General features: G+C 69.3%; 13 protein-coding genes. 7 read left to right on the forward strand and 6 right to left on the reverse strand.

Going from position 1 to position 13,259, the window contains the following annotated elements; translation table 11 throughout:
- Position 1: 1 nt before the first annotated feature.
- The 6 genes from gyrB to dnaA all read right to left on the reverse strand — a co-directional run bounded on the left by gyrB (position 2) and on the right by dnaA (position 8,573).
- Complete coding sequence (gene gyrB, locus ACWEGE_RS11580; RefSeq protein ID WP_449660361.1) at positions 2–1,969, reverse strand: DNA topoisomerase (ATP-hydrolyzing) subunit B; 1,968 nt, start codon at positions 1,967–1,969, stop codon at positions 2–4.
- A gap of 197 nt (positions 1,970–2,166) precedes the next feature.
- On the reverse strand, positions 2,167–2,670 hold the full coding sequence (locus ACWEGE_RS11585; RefSeq protein WP_449660362.1) for a DciA family protein: 504 nt from the start codon (positions 2,668–2,670) through the stop codon (positions 2,167–2,169).
- 220 nt (positions 2,671–2,890) lie between these two features.
- Positions 2,891–4,045 carry a DNA replication/repair protein RecF gene (recF, locus tag ACWEGE_RS11590; protein ID WP_449660363.1) on the reverse strand — a complete coding sequence of 385 codons (1,155 nt, stop codon included), beginning with the start codon at positions 4,043–4,045 and terminating at the stop codon, positions 2,891–2,893.
- Between the two features lie 10 nt (positions 4,046–4,055).
- Positions 4,056–4,946, reverse strand: coding sequence for a phosphogluconate dehydrogenase (NAD(+)-dependent, decarboxylating) (gene gnd, locus ACWEGE_RS11595; RefSeq protein WP_449660364.1), 891 nt, complete (start codon positions 4,944–4,946; stop codon positions 4,056–4,058).
- A 30-nt stretch (positions 4,947–4,976) separates the two neighbouring features.
- Positions 4,977–6,110, reverse strand: a complete 1,134-nt coding sequence (gene dnaN, locus ACWEGE_RS11600) for a DNA polymerase III subunit beta (RefSeq protein ID WP_449660365.1) — start codon at positions 6,108–6,110, stop codon at positions 4,977–4,979.
- An 834-nt stretch (positions 6,111–6,944) separates the two neighbouring features.
- A complete protein-coding gene (gene dnaA / locus ACWEGE_RS11605; RefSeq protein ID WP_449660366.1) occupies positions 6,945–8,573 on the reverse strand; it encodes a chromosomal replication initiator protein DnaA in 1,629 nt (542 codons plus the stop codon).
- Positions 8,574–9,180: 607 nt separating this feature from the next.
- On the opposite strand from dnaA, the gene rpmH reads away from it, so the two are divergent.
- From rpmH to rsmG, 7 genes are all read left to right on the forward strand, one after another.
- Positions 9,181–9,324: a 50S ribosomal protein L34 gene (gene rpmH, locus ACWEGE_RS11610; protein WP_091288857.1), complete on the forward strand. Its 144-nt coding sequence runs from the start codon at positions 9,181–9,183 to the stop codon at positions 9,322–9,324.
- Positions 9,325–9,345: 21 nt separating this feature from the next.
- A complete protein-coding gene (gene rnpA, locus ACWEGE_RS11615; RefSeq protein ID WP_449660367.1) occupies positions 9,346–9,795 on the forward strand; it encodes a ribonuclease P protein component in 450 nt (149 codons plus the stop codon).
- Between the two features lie 5 nt (positions 9,796–9,800).
- Entirely contained in the window at positions 9,801–10,124 is a 324-nt protein-coding gene (gene yidD / locus ACWEGE_RS11620) for a membrane protein insertion efficiency factor YidD (protein ID WP_449660368.1), read from the forward strand.
- A gap of 5 nt (positions 10,125–10,129) precedes the next feature.
- The gene (gene yidC / locus ACWEGE_RS11625) at positions 10,130–11,242 is read left to right on the forward strand and encodes a membrane protein insertase YidC (protein WP_449660369.1); all 1,113 of its coding nucleotides are present in this window, start codon (positions 10,130–10,132) and stop codon (positions 11,240–11,242) included.
- Between the two features lie 30 nt (positions 11,243–11,272).
- On the forward strand, positions 11,273–11,830 hold the full coding sequence (locus ACWEGE_RS11630) for a Jag family protein (protein WP_176173842.1): 558 nt from the start codon (positions 11,273–11,275) through the stop codon (positions 11,828–11,830).
- Positions 11,831–11,894: 64 nt separating this feature from the next.
- Positions 11,895–12,431, forward strand: a complete 537-nt coding sequence (locus ACWEGE_RS11635; protein ID WP_449660370.1) for a DUF6886 family protein — start codon at positions 11,895–11,897, stop codon at positions 12,429–12,431.
- Between the two features lie 145 nt (positions 12,432–12,576).
- Entirely contained in the window at positions 12,577–13,239 is a 663-nt protein-coding gene (rsmG, locus tag ACWEGE_RS11640; protein WP_449660371.1) for a 16S rRNA (guanine(527)-N(7))-methyltransferase RsmG, read from the forward strand.
- Positions 13,240–13,259: the final 20 nt, after the last annotated feature.

Consider the following 13,259-nt stretch of genomic DNA (forward strand, 5'->3'; position numbering starts at 1 on the left):
CCTAGACGTCCAGGAAGCGCACGTCCTTGGCGTTGCGCGTGATGAACGACCGGCGGGCCTCGACGTCCTCGCCCATCAGGACGGAGAACAGCTCGTCCGCCTGGGCGGCGTCGTCCATCGTGACCTGGCCCAGCAGCCGGTTCGCCGGGTCCATCGTGGTCTCCCACAGCTCTTCGGCGTTCATCTCGCCGAGACCCTTGTAGCGCTGGATCGCGTCGTCCTTCGGGAGCTTCTTGCCGGCCTCGACCCCCGCCTGGATGACGGCGTCGCGCTCGCGGTCGGAGTAGGCGTACTCCGGCTCGGACCGCGGCCACTTGATCTTGTACAGCGGCGGCCGCGACAGGAAGACGTGGCCGTGCTCGATCAGCGGGCTCATGAACCGGAACAGCAGGGTGAGCAGCAGCGTGGTGATGTGCTGGCCGTCGACGTCGGCGTCCGCCATCAGCACGATCTTGTGGTAGCGCAGCTTCGAGAGGTCGAACTCGTCGTGGATGCCGGTGCCCAGCGCGGTGATCAGCGACTGGACCTCGGTGTTCTTGAGGACGCGGTCGATGCGGGCCTTCTCGACGTTGATGATCTTGCCGCGGATCGGCAGGATCGCCTGGTACATCGAGTCCCGGCCCTCCTTGGCCGAGCCGCCGGCCGAGTCACCCTCGACGATGTAGAGCTCGCACTCCTCCGGGTTGGTCGAGCGGCAGTCCTTCAGCTTGCCGGGCAGGCCGCCGATCTCCAGCGCGCCCTTGCGGCGGACCAGGTCACGCGCCTTGCGCGCGGCCATCCGGGCCTGCGCCGAGGAGATCGACTTGTTGATGATCGTCTTCGCCTCGGTCGGGTTGCGCTCGAACCAGTCCGCCAGCCACTCGTTCGACGTCTGCTGCACGAACGTCTTGGCCTCGCTGTTGCCCAGCTTGGTCTTGGTCTGGCCCTCGAACTGCGGCTCGGACAGCTTGATCGAGACGATCGCGGCGAGGCCCTCGCGCACGTCGTCGCCGGTCAGGTTGGCGTCCTTCTCCTTGAGCAGCTTCTTGTCGCGCGCGTATGCGTTGACGACGCGGGTCAGCGCGGCGCGGAAGCCCTCTTCGTGGGTGCCGCCCTCGTGGGTGTTGATCGTGTTGGCGAACGTGTAGACCGACGGCGTGAAGCCGGTGTTCCACTGCATCGCGACCTCGACCTCGAGGCCGGTGCCCTTGGCGTCGAAGGAGATGACGCTGGGGTGGATCGGTTCCTTGCTGCCGTTGATGTGCTTGACGAAGTCCTCGAGCCCGCCCGGGTAGCAGTAGGTCTTCTCCTTGACCCGCGCGACCTTGCCCTCGGCGTCCGCCTCGGTCTCCTCGTCGGCGACGCGCTCGTCGCGCAGGGACAGCGTCAGCCCCTTGTTGAGGAACGCCATCTCCTGGAGCCGGCGCGAGATGGTCTCGAAGTTGTACGTCGTGGTCTCGAAGATGTTCCCGTCGGCCCAGAAGGTGATCGTGGTGCCGGTCTCGCTCGCCGGGCCGAGGTCCTCGAGCGGGCCGGGGACCTGGTCGGTGTACTCCTGGCGCCAGCTGCGGCCGCCGTACTTGACCTCGGCGAGCAGCTTCGTCGACAGCGCGTTCACCACCGAGACGCCGACGCCGTGCAGGCCGCCGGACACCGCGTAGGAGTCGCTGTCGAACTTGCCGCCCGCGTGGAGCACGGTGAGCACGACCTCGAGGGTCGGCTTCTGCTCCTTGGGGTGCATGTCCACCGGGATGCCGCGGCCGTCGTCCACGACGCGGACACCGCCGTCGGCGAGGAGGGTAACCTCGACCTTGGTGGCGTACCCGGCCATCGCCTCGTCGACGGAGTTGTCGACGACCTCCTGGACGAGGTGGTGCAGGCCGCGCTCACCGGTGGAACCGATGTACATGCCGGGGCGCTTGCGGACCGCTTCGAGGCCTTCGAGCACCGTGATCGACGACGCGTTGTACTCGCTCTTGTTCTCGGTCACCGGCGTTGTTTCTCCTCGTCTCGCCCGAGCGGACGCTCGCTCTCCTCCAGTGTACTTGGCCGCGTCCGCTGACATGCGGCAAGGACACCCCTGAACGCGTCACAGACGGACGAAATCGGTTCGAGCCGAGTCTTGACGTATCTCGGGAGGTCTGGATGCGTTCTCGGGGCATTCAACCGAGCATCGCGCAAGCCGGGTCAGCCGTACGTGTCACGGGGGCCGCGACCCGGCACGTGCCGGGGCCCTTTCCGCCAGCTCGGGGCGGTCGGACCCTGGATCCGCATCCTCTTGACGACACCGTTGCCGACCCCCGCCGCGATCTTGGCCAGCAGCTTCCCCTGCAGCAACCGGAGCTGGGTGGCCCACGCCGTCGAGCTGGCGCGGACGGTGAGTTCGCCGTCCTTCAGCGCGACGGGCTGGGCGTGCTCGGCGACGTCTTCGCCGACCAGCCGCGCCCACTGCGCGAAGACGCGGGCGCTCGTGACGCTCTCGTTCCAGCCGCGGTCGCTGACCAGCCGGGAGACGAGCCGGCCGAGCGGCTGCGGGTCGCGCGCGTCGGCGCCGGGCCCCGACCAGCGGCGACGGCGCGGGTGCTGCCCGCCGCCGGTCGCGGGACGGCGCCGTCCGGGCGAGGTGCCCCGCTCCTTGGCTTTCGCCTTGGCGGCCTCCAGCGCGGCGTGCGCGAGATCGCGGCCGCTCATCGGGCTCTCGTTCGGCCCAGCGTCACCATCACGCTCAGTGTCCGAAGCCGGCTTCGAGGCGGCGGCAGGGCCGCTACCCTGCGTTTTGCGCCACCCATCTGGCCGCATGGTCACACGGGGCGATAACTCATTCACCGTGTTATCCACACTGTCCACAGGGTTGTCCCCAGATCGGGTGCCATTTGTGCCGCCCGTCACACGGGGTGGTCGCTCGCCCTGCTCAGCCACGCGTGATCTCACCATCCGCCACCACGAACCGGCCGCCGGCCAGCTCCCCGGGCACGTCTTCGTCGACCGCGGCGGTCACCAGCACCTGTTCGGCGCTCACGGCCACTTCGGCCAGCCGGGCCCGGCGCTTGCGGTCCAGCTCGGCGAACACGTCGTCGAGCAGCAGCACCGGCTCACCCGCCTCCCCGCGCAGCAGCTCGTAGCTGCCGAGCCGCAGCGCCAGCGCGAACGACCACGACTCCCCGTGGCTCGCGTAGCCCTTGGCCGGCGCCTCGCCCAGGACCAGCTCCAGCTCGTCCCGGTGGGGGCCGACCAGGCTGATGCCCCGCTCGAGCTCCGCCTTGCGGGCTTCACCCAGCGCCTTGAGTAGGACGTCCTTCAGCACCTCGGGTTGCGCCCGTTCGCCATCCGGTACGCCGTACGTCTCCGGCAGCGCGTCACCCAGCGAAGACTTGTACGAAATCTTCGCCGGCCGCGAGTCGGGGGCCACGCCCATGTACGCCGCCGCCGCGTGCGGCCCGAGGTCCGCGACGAGGTTCAGGCGCGCGGCCAGCAGCTCCGCGCCCGCCACCGAGAGGTGGTCGTCCCAGACCTCGAGCGTCGACAGCGCGTACGGGTCTTCGCGGCCCGTACGTCGTTTCCCTGCCGTCTTGAGCAGGGCGTTCCGCTGCTTAAGCACCTTCTCGTAGTCCGCCCGGACCCCCGCGTACCGCGGCGCGCGCAGCACCAGGAGCTCGTCGAGGAACCGTCTTCGCTCACTCGGGTCGCCCCGCACGAGCGCGAGGTCCTCCGGGGAGAACAGCACCGTGCGCAGGATCCCCAGCACGTCCCGCGGACGGCCGACCGCACCGCGGTTGACCCGGGCGCGGTTCGCCCGGCCGGCGGTGATCTCGAGCTCGACGGTCAGTTCGCGGTCGTCGTTGACCACCGCGACCCGGACCAGCGCGCGCTCGCAACCGTGCCGGATGAGCGGCGCGTCCGTCGCGACGCGGTGCGAGCCCAGCGTCGCGACGTACCCGATCGCCTCCAGCAGGTTGGTCTTGCCGCGGCCGTTCTGGCCGACCAGCACGGTCGGCCCGGGTTCGAGGGCGAGATCGGCCTGTGGCCAGGAGCGGAAGTCGGTGACCTGCAGGTGTCGCAGATACACCAGCTGCTCCTTATCCGCCGACCTTCTTCACGGCGTGCCCGCCGAACTGGTTGCGCAGCGCGGCCACCGCGCGCATCGCGGCCGAGTGCTCCTGCCGCGACGCGAACCGGGCGAACAGCGCGGCCGAGATGACCGGCGCCGGCACCGCGTTGTTGATCGCCTCTTCCAGCGTCCACCGGCCTTCGCCGGAATCCTCGACGTACCCCTCGAGGTCGTCCAGCTCCGGGTCCTCGTCGAGCGCGCGCACGAGCAGGTCGAGCAGCCAGGACCGGACGACCGTGCCGCGCTGCCAGCCCTTGATCACGGCCGGGACGTCCTTGACGACCTTCGCGGCCTCGAGCAGCTCGAAGCCTTCGGCGAAGGCCTGCATCATGCCGTACTCGATGCCGTTGTGGATCATCTTCGCGTAGTGGCCCGCGCCGACGTCGCCGGCGTGCGAGAAGCCCTCTTCGCGCGGACCCTCCGGGCGCAGCGCGTCGAAGATCGGCATCGCCTTCTCGACGTCGGCGGCCGCGCCGCCGACCATCAGGCCGTAGCCGTTGTCCTTGCCCCACACGCCACCGGACACACCGCAGTCGACGTAGCCGATGTTCTTCGCCGCCAGCAGCTCGGCGTTCAGCTTGTCGTCGGTGTACTTCGAGTTGCCGCCGTCGATCACCATGTCGCCGGCGGAGAGCAGGTTGCTCAGCTCGGTGACGGTCTGCCGGGTCGGCTCGCCGGCCGGGACCATGATCCAGACGATCCGCGGCCCGTCCAGTTTGGACACCAGGTCCTCGAGCGACGTCGTGTCGCTGACGTCCTGGTTGCGGTCGTAGCCGACCACCTCGTGACCGGCCGCGCGCAGCCGCTCACGCATGTTGAAGCCCATCTTGCCCAGGCCGATCAGACCGAGCTGAACCATGAGATCCCCTTACGTGCTCTGAAAAACAGGTCAGCCCGGCAGCCGGACCGGCATCAGGAGGTACAGGTAGCCGGGGACGACGTTGCCCTCGGCGTCGGCGGGCTTGATGAGCGCCGGGCGGTTCGGCGTCGTGAACGTCAGCTCCGCCCTGTCGCTGTGGAGCGCCCCGAGGCCGTCGACGAGGTAACCGGGGTTGAACGCGATGGTCACCGGATCACCTTCGTACTCGACCTGAAGCTCCTCTTCGGCGCTTCCCTCGTCGTCGCCGCCCGCGGACAACCGCAGCGAGTTGTCCCCGAACTCCAGTCGTACCTGAGTCCCCCGCTCGGCCACCAGTGAAACGCGCTTGATGGACTCGGTGAGAGCCGACACGTCGATCACCGCGCGCGACGTGTGCGACGCGGGCAGCAGCTGGCGGTACGGCGGGAATTCCGCGTCGAGCAGGCGGGTCGTCGTGTAGCGCCCGGAACCGGACAGGCCGAGCAGGCCTTCGCCGCTGGCGAGGGCGAGCCGGATCGTGGCACCGGACGCGCCGAGCGTCTTGGCCGCCTCGGCGAGCGTGCGCGCGGGTACGAGCACCGCGGCGTCGGCCAGGCCCTCGGCCGGCTGCCAGGTGAACTCGCGCATGGCGAGCCGGAACCGGTCGGTCGCGACCAGGGTCAGCGAGCTGCCGGAGATCTCGAGCCGCATGCCGGTGAGCATCGGCAGCGTGTCGTCCTTGCCCGCGGCGACGACGACCTGGGTGACGGCCTGGCCGAACGCGTCGCCGGCGAGCTCGCCCGCGAACGCGGGCTGGGACGGCAGCTGCGGGTAGTCCTCGACCGGCATGGTCGGCAGGGAGAAGCGCGCGCTGCCGCAGGTGATGGTGGCGCGGGCGCCGTCGACGGAGATCTCGACCGGCTGCGCGGGCAGCGCCTTGGTGATGTCGGCCAGCAGGCGCCCGGACACGAGGAGGCGGCCGCCGTCGGCGATCGTCGCGGGGACCCCGACCGTGGCGGAAACTTCGTAGTCGAAGCCGGAGACCGTCAGCGCGTCGGTTTCGCCGTCCGAACCGGCGTCGAGGAGGACACCGCCCAGCACCGGCACCGGAGGCCGGGAGGGGAGGCTTCTGGCCACCCACGCGACGGCGTCGGCGAGCCCGTCACGCTCGACGCGGATCTTCATGCGCGCATCCTTTCGACGATCGAGCCCCCTGCGGGCTCGGGCCAGGCCTCTTCTCGCAGGACAGTGACCGGCTGCCCCCTCCGGCCGGTCCGCCCTCCGCGTGAGCGGCCGGAGCGCGGACCAGGTGCAGGCGTCCACGTTAGGCCGTCGCGGGCGCCGCCGTCACCTCGGCCTCCCCTTGACTTTGTCGACATGACGACTCGATCTCGCAGCTGTCCCCAACTTCGTCCTCCGCCTGTTTTTATCTTTTTTTCCCTTAGAAGAGATCTAAAGGCAGCAGCAGTAGTAGGTGTTGTGGATTGTGTGGATCGAGCTCGTTCGCGCAGGTCGGACGGTTCGCGGGCGTGTGGGTAACCGTGGTGGCGGACCTGTGGGTAACCCGGGGCGTCCGTGGATGGTTTCGGGCGTCCCCTGATTCGTCCACAGATCCGCCTGGTTGTCCCCATGGTTGTCCCCAGGTTTGGGACTGTTTCTGGGGGCGGACAGAACGGCCCGAACCCCTCTTCCGAGTGATCGCCGCCTCCTGTGCACAGCGTGTGGGCAACCTGTGGAATCAGCGTGGACAAGCTTGTGGATGTGCTGTGGATCGCCTGTGGGCGGGGTGTGGAGGGAATCCGGGTCTTCGCTGGTGGGAGATCCGTTGGCACTGTGGGCAATCCGCCCACACGGTGGGGAAAACTCCTTGTGTACAAACAAATTTCACGAGTTTGGCGAAGCACGCGTACGCGCCTTCGCTGCTTCGCGGGCGTACGCGTGCTTAAGACACTCCAAAGACGACCAAGGGGCGTCCACTGTGTGCGGACGCCCCGAAGTCGTTGGGAGGTAAGGGATGTGCTACTGGCGGGCGCGCTGCTTGATGCGCGACGTCAGCTCCTGCACCTGGTCGTAGATGCGCCGGCGCTCGGCCATCTCCTTGCGGATCTTCTTGTCCGCGTGCATGACGGTCGTGTGGTCGCGGCCGCCGAACGTCTGCCCGATCTTCGGCAGCGACATGTCGGTCAGCTCGCGGCAGAGGTACATCGCGATCTGGCGGGCCGTGGCGAGCGCCTTCGTCTTGCCGGGGCCGCACAGGTCGTCGAGCGTGACGTCGAAGAACTCGGACGTGACGCCCATGATGGTCGGCGCGGTGATCTCCGGCGCGTGCGAGTCGGGGATCAGGTCGCGCAGCACGATTTCGGCGAGCGCGCTGTCGACCGGCTGCTGGTTCAGCGAGGCGAACGCGGTGACGCGGATCAGCGCGCCTTCGAGCTCGCGGATGTTCGCCTCGACGCGCGAAGCGATGAACTCGAGGACTTCGCCGGGCACCGCCAGCCTGTCCTGCGCCGCCTTCTTGCGGAGGATCGCGATGCGCGTCTCGAGCTCGGGCGGCTGGATGTCGGTGATCAGGCCCCACTCGAACCGCGTCCGCAGCCGGTCCTCCAGCGTTTCGAGGCGCTTGGGCGGGCGGTCGGAGCTGACGACGATCTGCTTGTTCGCGTTGTGGAGGGTGTTGAAGGTGTGGAAGAACTCTTCCTGCGTGCCTTCCTTGCCCTCCAGGAACTGGATGTCGTCGACGAGCAGGATGTCGATGTCGCGGTAGCGCCGCTGGAAGGCGACCTTGCGGTCGTCGCGCAGCGAGTTGATGAAGTCGTTGGTGAACTCTTCGGTCGAGACGTACCGGACGCGCATGCCCGGGAAGAGCCGCTGCGCGTAGTGGCCGACCGCGTGCAGCAGGTGCGTCTTGCCGAGCCCGGACTCACCCCAGATGAAGAGCGGGTTGTACGCGCGGGCGGGCGCTTCGGCGACGGCGACCGCGGCCGCGTGCGCGAAGCGGTTGGACGCGCCGATGACGAACGTGTCGAAGGTGTACTTCTCGTTCAGCTTCGTCTTCGACGTCTGCGGCTGCGCCGGCGCGGTGTACGGCTGGCCGGCGATCGGCTGCCCGGAGAAGGTCGGCCAGATCTCGTGGACGGCGGCGAGCGCCTCGCCCTCTTCGTCGACTTCCTCGTCGGTGTCCTCGCCGTCGTCCGGCTTCGGCGCGACGGCCTGGTGCGCCGGCATCGGCATCGGGGGCATCGGCTGCGCGGGTTCGGCGGGCCGCGGCGGCGGCATCATCGGGGCGCCGTTGGCCGGCCTCGGCGGGGCGGGTTCGGGGCTCGCGCCGTTTTCCACCCGGCCGGGTGACGGCGCGTAGCGGGGCGCGGGCGCCGGGGCGACGGCTTCGGCGCTGTCGACCTTCACCGCGAGCGAGATGGCGCGGCCGAGCCGCCGGGAAAGCGCGTCGGTGATCGCGCCGCGCAACCCGCGTTCGATCGCTTCCTTCGCGAAGTCGCTGGGCGCCGCCAGGAGCGCCGTGCCGTCGAGCAGGCCGATCGGCCGGGTCACCCGCATCCAGGCGCGCTGCTGGGGAGACAGGGTCCCGTCGGACAGTTCACGTACCACCTGTTCCCAGATGACACCCAGATTGTGCTGGTGATCCGACACCTGTCTGGCTCCCCTCCCCTCGTCTCCGTGGACGGCCGAACCGGCCCCGGAACGCCCCGGTCACTCCACCCGGCGATCGCAGGAGACCTGTCCGCGCACCGGCACAGCGAATATCCACATAGTTGTCCACAGCTGTGCACTAATGTACGGCGACCCGCGGTGCCGCCACCTGCGGGCTCGTCGTACGCCGGTGGGCACTCCACCACCCGGATACTCGTGCACCTGGAACCGGTGACCCGAGAGAGGCACGCTAACAAGCCCCGCTCGCGGCCACAAGGCATCCTGGGCGGCCAGCATTTCACGGTGCACGGGCGGTTGCCATTCGGTGCCGCGGCGTCGAACTCCCCGGGCGCGCCGACCGGTCGCGTACCGTGGCCGAGGGGGTGCTTACCGGCCGCCCGACGGGGGTGCGTACCCTCGTAAGGTCTCCCGTATGCGCGGGGTGCGTTTCGCGTGCCCACGTTGTCGTCGCTCGTCGTGACGAGGCCACACGTTGGTAGGAGACACCAGAGACTGCCGTGCGCCCGCACGACACGCCAGGCGGAGGAAGAGATTTCTCCGCAGGGCGGGTTCGGGGCAGACGACACAGTGAGACACAGGAGAAGCAGTGAGCAAGGGTAAGCGCACCTTCCAGCCGAACAACCGCCGCCGCGCGAAGACCCACGGGTTCCGCCTGCGCATGCGGACCCGCGCCGGCCGGGCCATCCTGGCGGCCCGCCGTCGCAAGGGCCGCGAAGCGCTGTCCGCCTGATCGCGCCGATAGAGGCGCGCCGTGCTGCCGGCTGCCGCACGCCTGCGGCGGAGTGAGGATTTCCGCGTGGTTCTCCGTCGCGGGTCCCGGGCAGGCAGGCGCCGCCTCGTCGTCCACGCGCTGACCACGGACCCGTCCGCGGCCGCCGACGCTGTGCAGTCCGACAGCGTGTCGGCGGCCAGGGCGGGTTTTGTGGTGAGCAAGGCCGTCGGCAATTCGGTGGTCCGCCACCGGGTCAGCCGCCGGTTGCGCCACCTCGTTTCGGCCAGGCTCGGAACACTGCCCGCCGGCACTGCGTTGGTCGTACGGGCATTGCCGCCGTCGTCGACCGCGTCCAGCGCCGAGCTCGGGTCCGATCTCGATGCCGCGTTGCGTCGGCTGGGGCTTCTGTCGTCGCGCCGTCCGGCCGGGGATGTCCCGCGCCCGACGCGTCCCGCGGACGCGACCCCCGACCACGGATCAGCGGTGTGACCGGCATGCGAGCCACCCCCGAGCACGACCACGACCACGAAGCAGTGCCCGAGCCCCCGCGGCCCGGCCCGGTCGCCTGGGTCCTGCTGCTCCCCATCAAGCTCTACCGCAAGGCGATCTCGCCCTTCCTCCCGCCGGCTTGCCGGTTCTACCCGAGCTGCAGCGCGTACGCAGTCGAAGCCCTCACCCGGCACGGTGCCGGCCGCGGCTCCTACCTCGCGCTGCGCCGGCTGCTGCGCTGCGGCCCCTGGACGCCACCCGGCCGCGACCCCGTGCCCGAGACGTTCTCGTGGCGACACCGCAGACCTGAAACACCGATCGAGGAGTAGCAGCAGTGCTCGATTTCATCTACTACCCCGTGTCCTTCATCTTGTGGTGTTGGCACAAGGTCTTCGGGTTCGTCTTCGGGGAGTCGACGGCGGTCGCCTGGATCCTCGGCATCATCTTCCTGACGTTCACGGTCCGCGGCATCATGTTCAAGCCGTTCGTGAACCAGGTCCGGTCGATGAAGAAGATGCAGGACTTCGCGCCGGAGATGAAGAAGATCCAGAAGAAGTACGCGAACGACCGGCAGCGCCAGGCCGCGGAGATGCAGAAGCTCCAGCGCGAGCACGGCGTCAACCCGCTGGGCAGCTGCCTGCCGATGCTGCTCCAGATCCCGGTCTTCATCGGCCTGAACCACGTCCTGCGCGCGTTCACGATGCCGCCGCCCGGTGGTGGCCCCAAGACCGAGAACTACTTCTTCAGCCAGCACGACGTCGAGTCCTACGTCAACGCGAAGCTGTTCGGCGTCAACCTCGGTGAGGCCGTCTACAACGGTGTCGGTGTCGTCAGCGGCGGGGCCACGAACGTCGGCTTCCACTGGAGCGTGCTCCCGGTCGCGCTGCCGCTGATGATCGTCGCGTCGATCGCCACGCACCTCACCGCGCGGCACTCGGTGGCCCGGCAGAACGCCGCGTCGGCCACCCCACAGACCGCGATCATGAACAAGCTGACGATGTACATCTTCCCGCTCGGTGTGCTCGTCTTCGGTGCGCTGTTCCCGCTCGGCCTCCTCTTCTACTGGCTGGCGAACAACGGCTGGACCCTGATGCAGCAGCGGCTCGTCTACACGAAGATCGACAAGGAAGAGGCGGCCCGCAAGGCGGAGGCCGCCGAGAAGCGCGCGACGCTCGGGCCGAAGCCGGGCCAGAAGCCGACCGCGCCGAAGGTCGGTCAGAAGCCCGTCCAGCAGAAGAAGAACCAGCCCGCGCAGACCGGCACGGCGAAGAAGGTCACGAAGGCGGGCTCGGCCCACGGCTTCGCGCAGACCTCTCCGGCCGCCGCCGCCGACGGCGACCAGACCCCGGCCGACACGAACGGCCAGAACGGTTCGAAGGACAACGGCACGGGCGTGCCGGGCCTTCTCAAAGACTCGACCAGGAAGTCGGGCCGGAAGCGCCGCTGAGGCGCGACCGGTTCGGAGAGGAGACGAATGATGTCGGAGACGATCGACACGATCGACGCCGATAAGGACGACGTGACCCCGGAGCCGGCCGCGGAGGCAGCGGGCGAGGAGAAGGCGGGCGGTGACGACATCCTCGTCCAGGAGGGCGACATCGCCGGCGACTACCTCGAGCGCCTGCTGGACCTGCTCGACTACGACGGTGACATCGACCTGGACGTGGAAGCCGGCCGCGCGATCGTGAGCATCGACGGCGGTGAGGACCTCGAGAAGCTCGTCGGCCCGCGCGGCACGGTGCTCGAGGCGCTGCAGGAGCTGACCCGCTTGGCGGTCCAGCAGGAGACCGGCTCGCGCAGCCGCCTGATGCTGGACATCGCGGGCTGGCGCGCGGACCGCCGCGAGGAGCTCAAGGAGCTCGGCCGCTCGACGGCGGAGTCGGTCCTCAAGAGCGGCGAGCGGGTTCGGCTGCAGCCGATGAGCCCGTTCGAGCGCAAGGTGGTCCACGACGCGGTGGCGACGGTCTCGGGCGTCACGAGCGAGAGCGAAGGCGAAGACCCGAAGCGGCGCGTGGTGATCTTCCCGGAGTCCTGAGCTTCGGTTCGCTTCGCGAGCGGCCCCACTTGACTCGGTCAGGTGGGGCCGCTTTCTTGTGTGCATGCGTCCGGCGCCCGGCGAGGTCCTCCACTTCTCGGAGGACCCGACGATCACCCGCTTCGAGCCCCACGTCGCCGCGACGGCGCAGCAGCCGGAGGCGTACGTCTGGGCGGTCGACGCGGCCCGTGCGCCGGACTACTGGTTCCCGCGGCAGTGCCCGCGCGCGCTGGCGTGGGTGACGCCGGAGACGGCCGAGGCGGACCGGGTGTGGCTCGGCGCCGAACGCGTGCACGTGATCGAGTACGGCTGGCTCCCCGCGATGCAGTCGGTCCGGCTGTACGCGTACCGCTTCGCGGCGTCGGAGTTCGAGGCGTTCGGTGCGCACGAGCACGCGATGGTGGCGACCGTCCCGGTGGTGCCCCTCGGGCCGCCGGAGCCGGTCGGCGATCTGCTCGCGCACCACGAAGCGGCGGGGATCGAGCTGAGGCTCACGCGCAACCTGTGGGCGTTCTGGGACATCGCGACGAAGAGCACGCTCGGCTTCAGCGGCATCCGATTGAGGAACGCGGCGCCGCGTCCGAGCGAATTACACGGGTGATGTTTCACGTGGAACCGCCCACAGCGGCGGCCGGCTGAGTGGAGTTGTCCACATCTTCGGACTGTCGGCTCGTCTTCTCCGGTTCATCGGGGACAATCGAACGAGCGCGGTTTCACGTGAAACCGGCGGACGAGGAGTAGACGGAGTGAGCTTGGAGCAGGCCGCGGAGCGAGTGTTCGGAAGGCACGTCGACCAAGCGGCCGGGTACGTCGAACTCCTGGAGCGCCACGGCGTGGAGCGCGGGCTGATCGGTCCCCGGGAAGTCGAGCGGCTGTGGGAGCGCCACGTGCTCAACTCGGCGGTGATCGGCGAGCAGATGCCGGAGGGCGCTCGCGTTGTCGACGTCGGGTCGGGAGCCGGGCTTCCGGGTGTACCGCTGGCGATCGCGCGACCGGACCTCGATATCGTCTTGCTCGAACCGATGGCCCGCCGGGTGGACTGGTTGGCCGAGGTTGCCGAGAAGCTGGAACTCCCGATCACCATCGTCCGTGGCCGCGCGGAGGAGCGGCCTGTGCGTGAGCAGCTCGGTGGCGCCGACATCGTCACTGCTCGCGCAGTCGCCCCGCTCGCTCGTCTCGCGGACTGGTGCCTGCCGCTGGTCCGTCCCGATGGCTTCCTGGTCGCCCTCAAGGGCGCCAGCGCGGCGGACGAGATCGAGCGGGACGGTGCCGCCATCCGCAAGGCCGGCGGGGCCGATCCGCTCATCGTCGAGTGTGGTGCGACGGTCCTCGAGGTCCCCAGCACGGTCGTGAAGATCCGTCGCCTCCCGACGGCGAACAAGCCAAAGGCACGGAGCAGGAAGCGTTAACGGGCCGCGATGTTCCACGT

The sequence above is a fragment of the Amycolatopsis sp. NPDC004747 genome, assembly GCF_053601335.1.

What these genes read in the sequence shown, in the direction of transcription:
- yidD (WP_449660368.1), top strand. Translation starts at nt 9,801, where the DNA reads ATGCGAGCCACCCCCGAGCACGACCACGACCACGAAGCAGTGCCCGAG.
- dnaN (WP_449660365.1), bottom strand. Translation starts at nt 6,110, where the DNA reads ATGAAGATCCGCGTCGAGCGTGACGGGCTCGCCGACGCCGTCGCGTGG.
- gnd (WP_449660364.1), bottom strand. Translation starts at nt 4,946, where the DNA reads ATGGTTCAGCTCGGTCTGATCGGCCTGGGCAAGATGGGCTTCAACATG.
- ACWEGE_RS11585 (WP_449660362.1), bottom strand. Translation starts at nt 2,670, where the DNA reads ATGAGCGGCCGCGATCTCGCGCACGCCGCGCTGGAGGCCGCCAAGGCG.
- ACWEGE_RS11635 (WP_449660370.1), top strand. Translation starts at nt 11,895, where the DNA reads ATGCGTCCGGCGCCCGGCGAGGTCCTCCACTTCTCGGAGGACCCGACG.
- ACWEGE_RS11630 (WP_176173842.1), top strand. Translation starts at nt 11,273, where the DNA reads ATGTCGGAGACGATCGACACGATCGACGCCGATAAGGACGACGTGACC.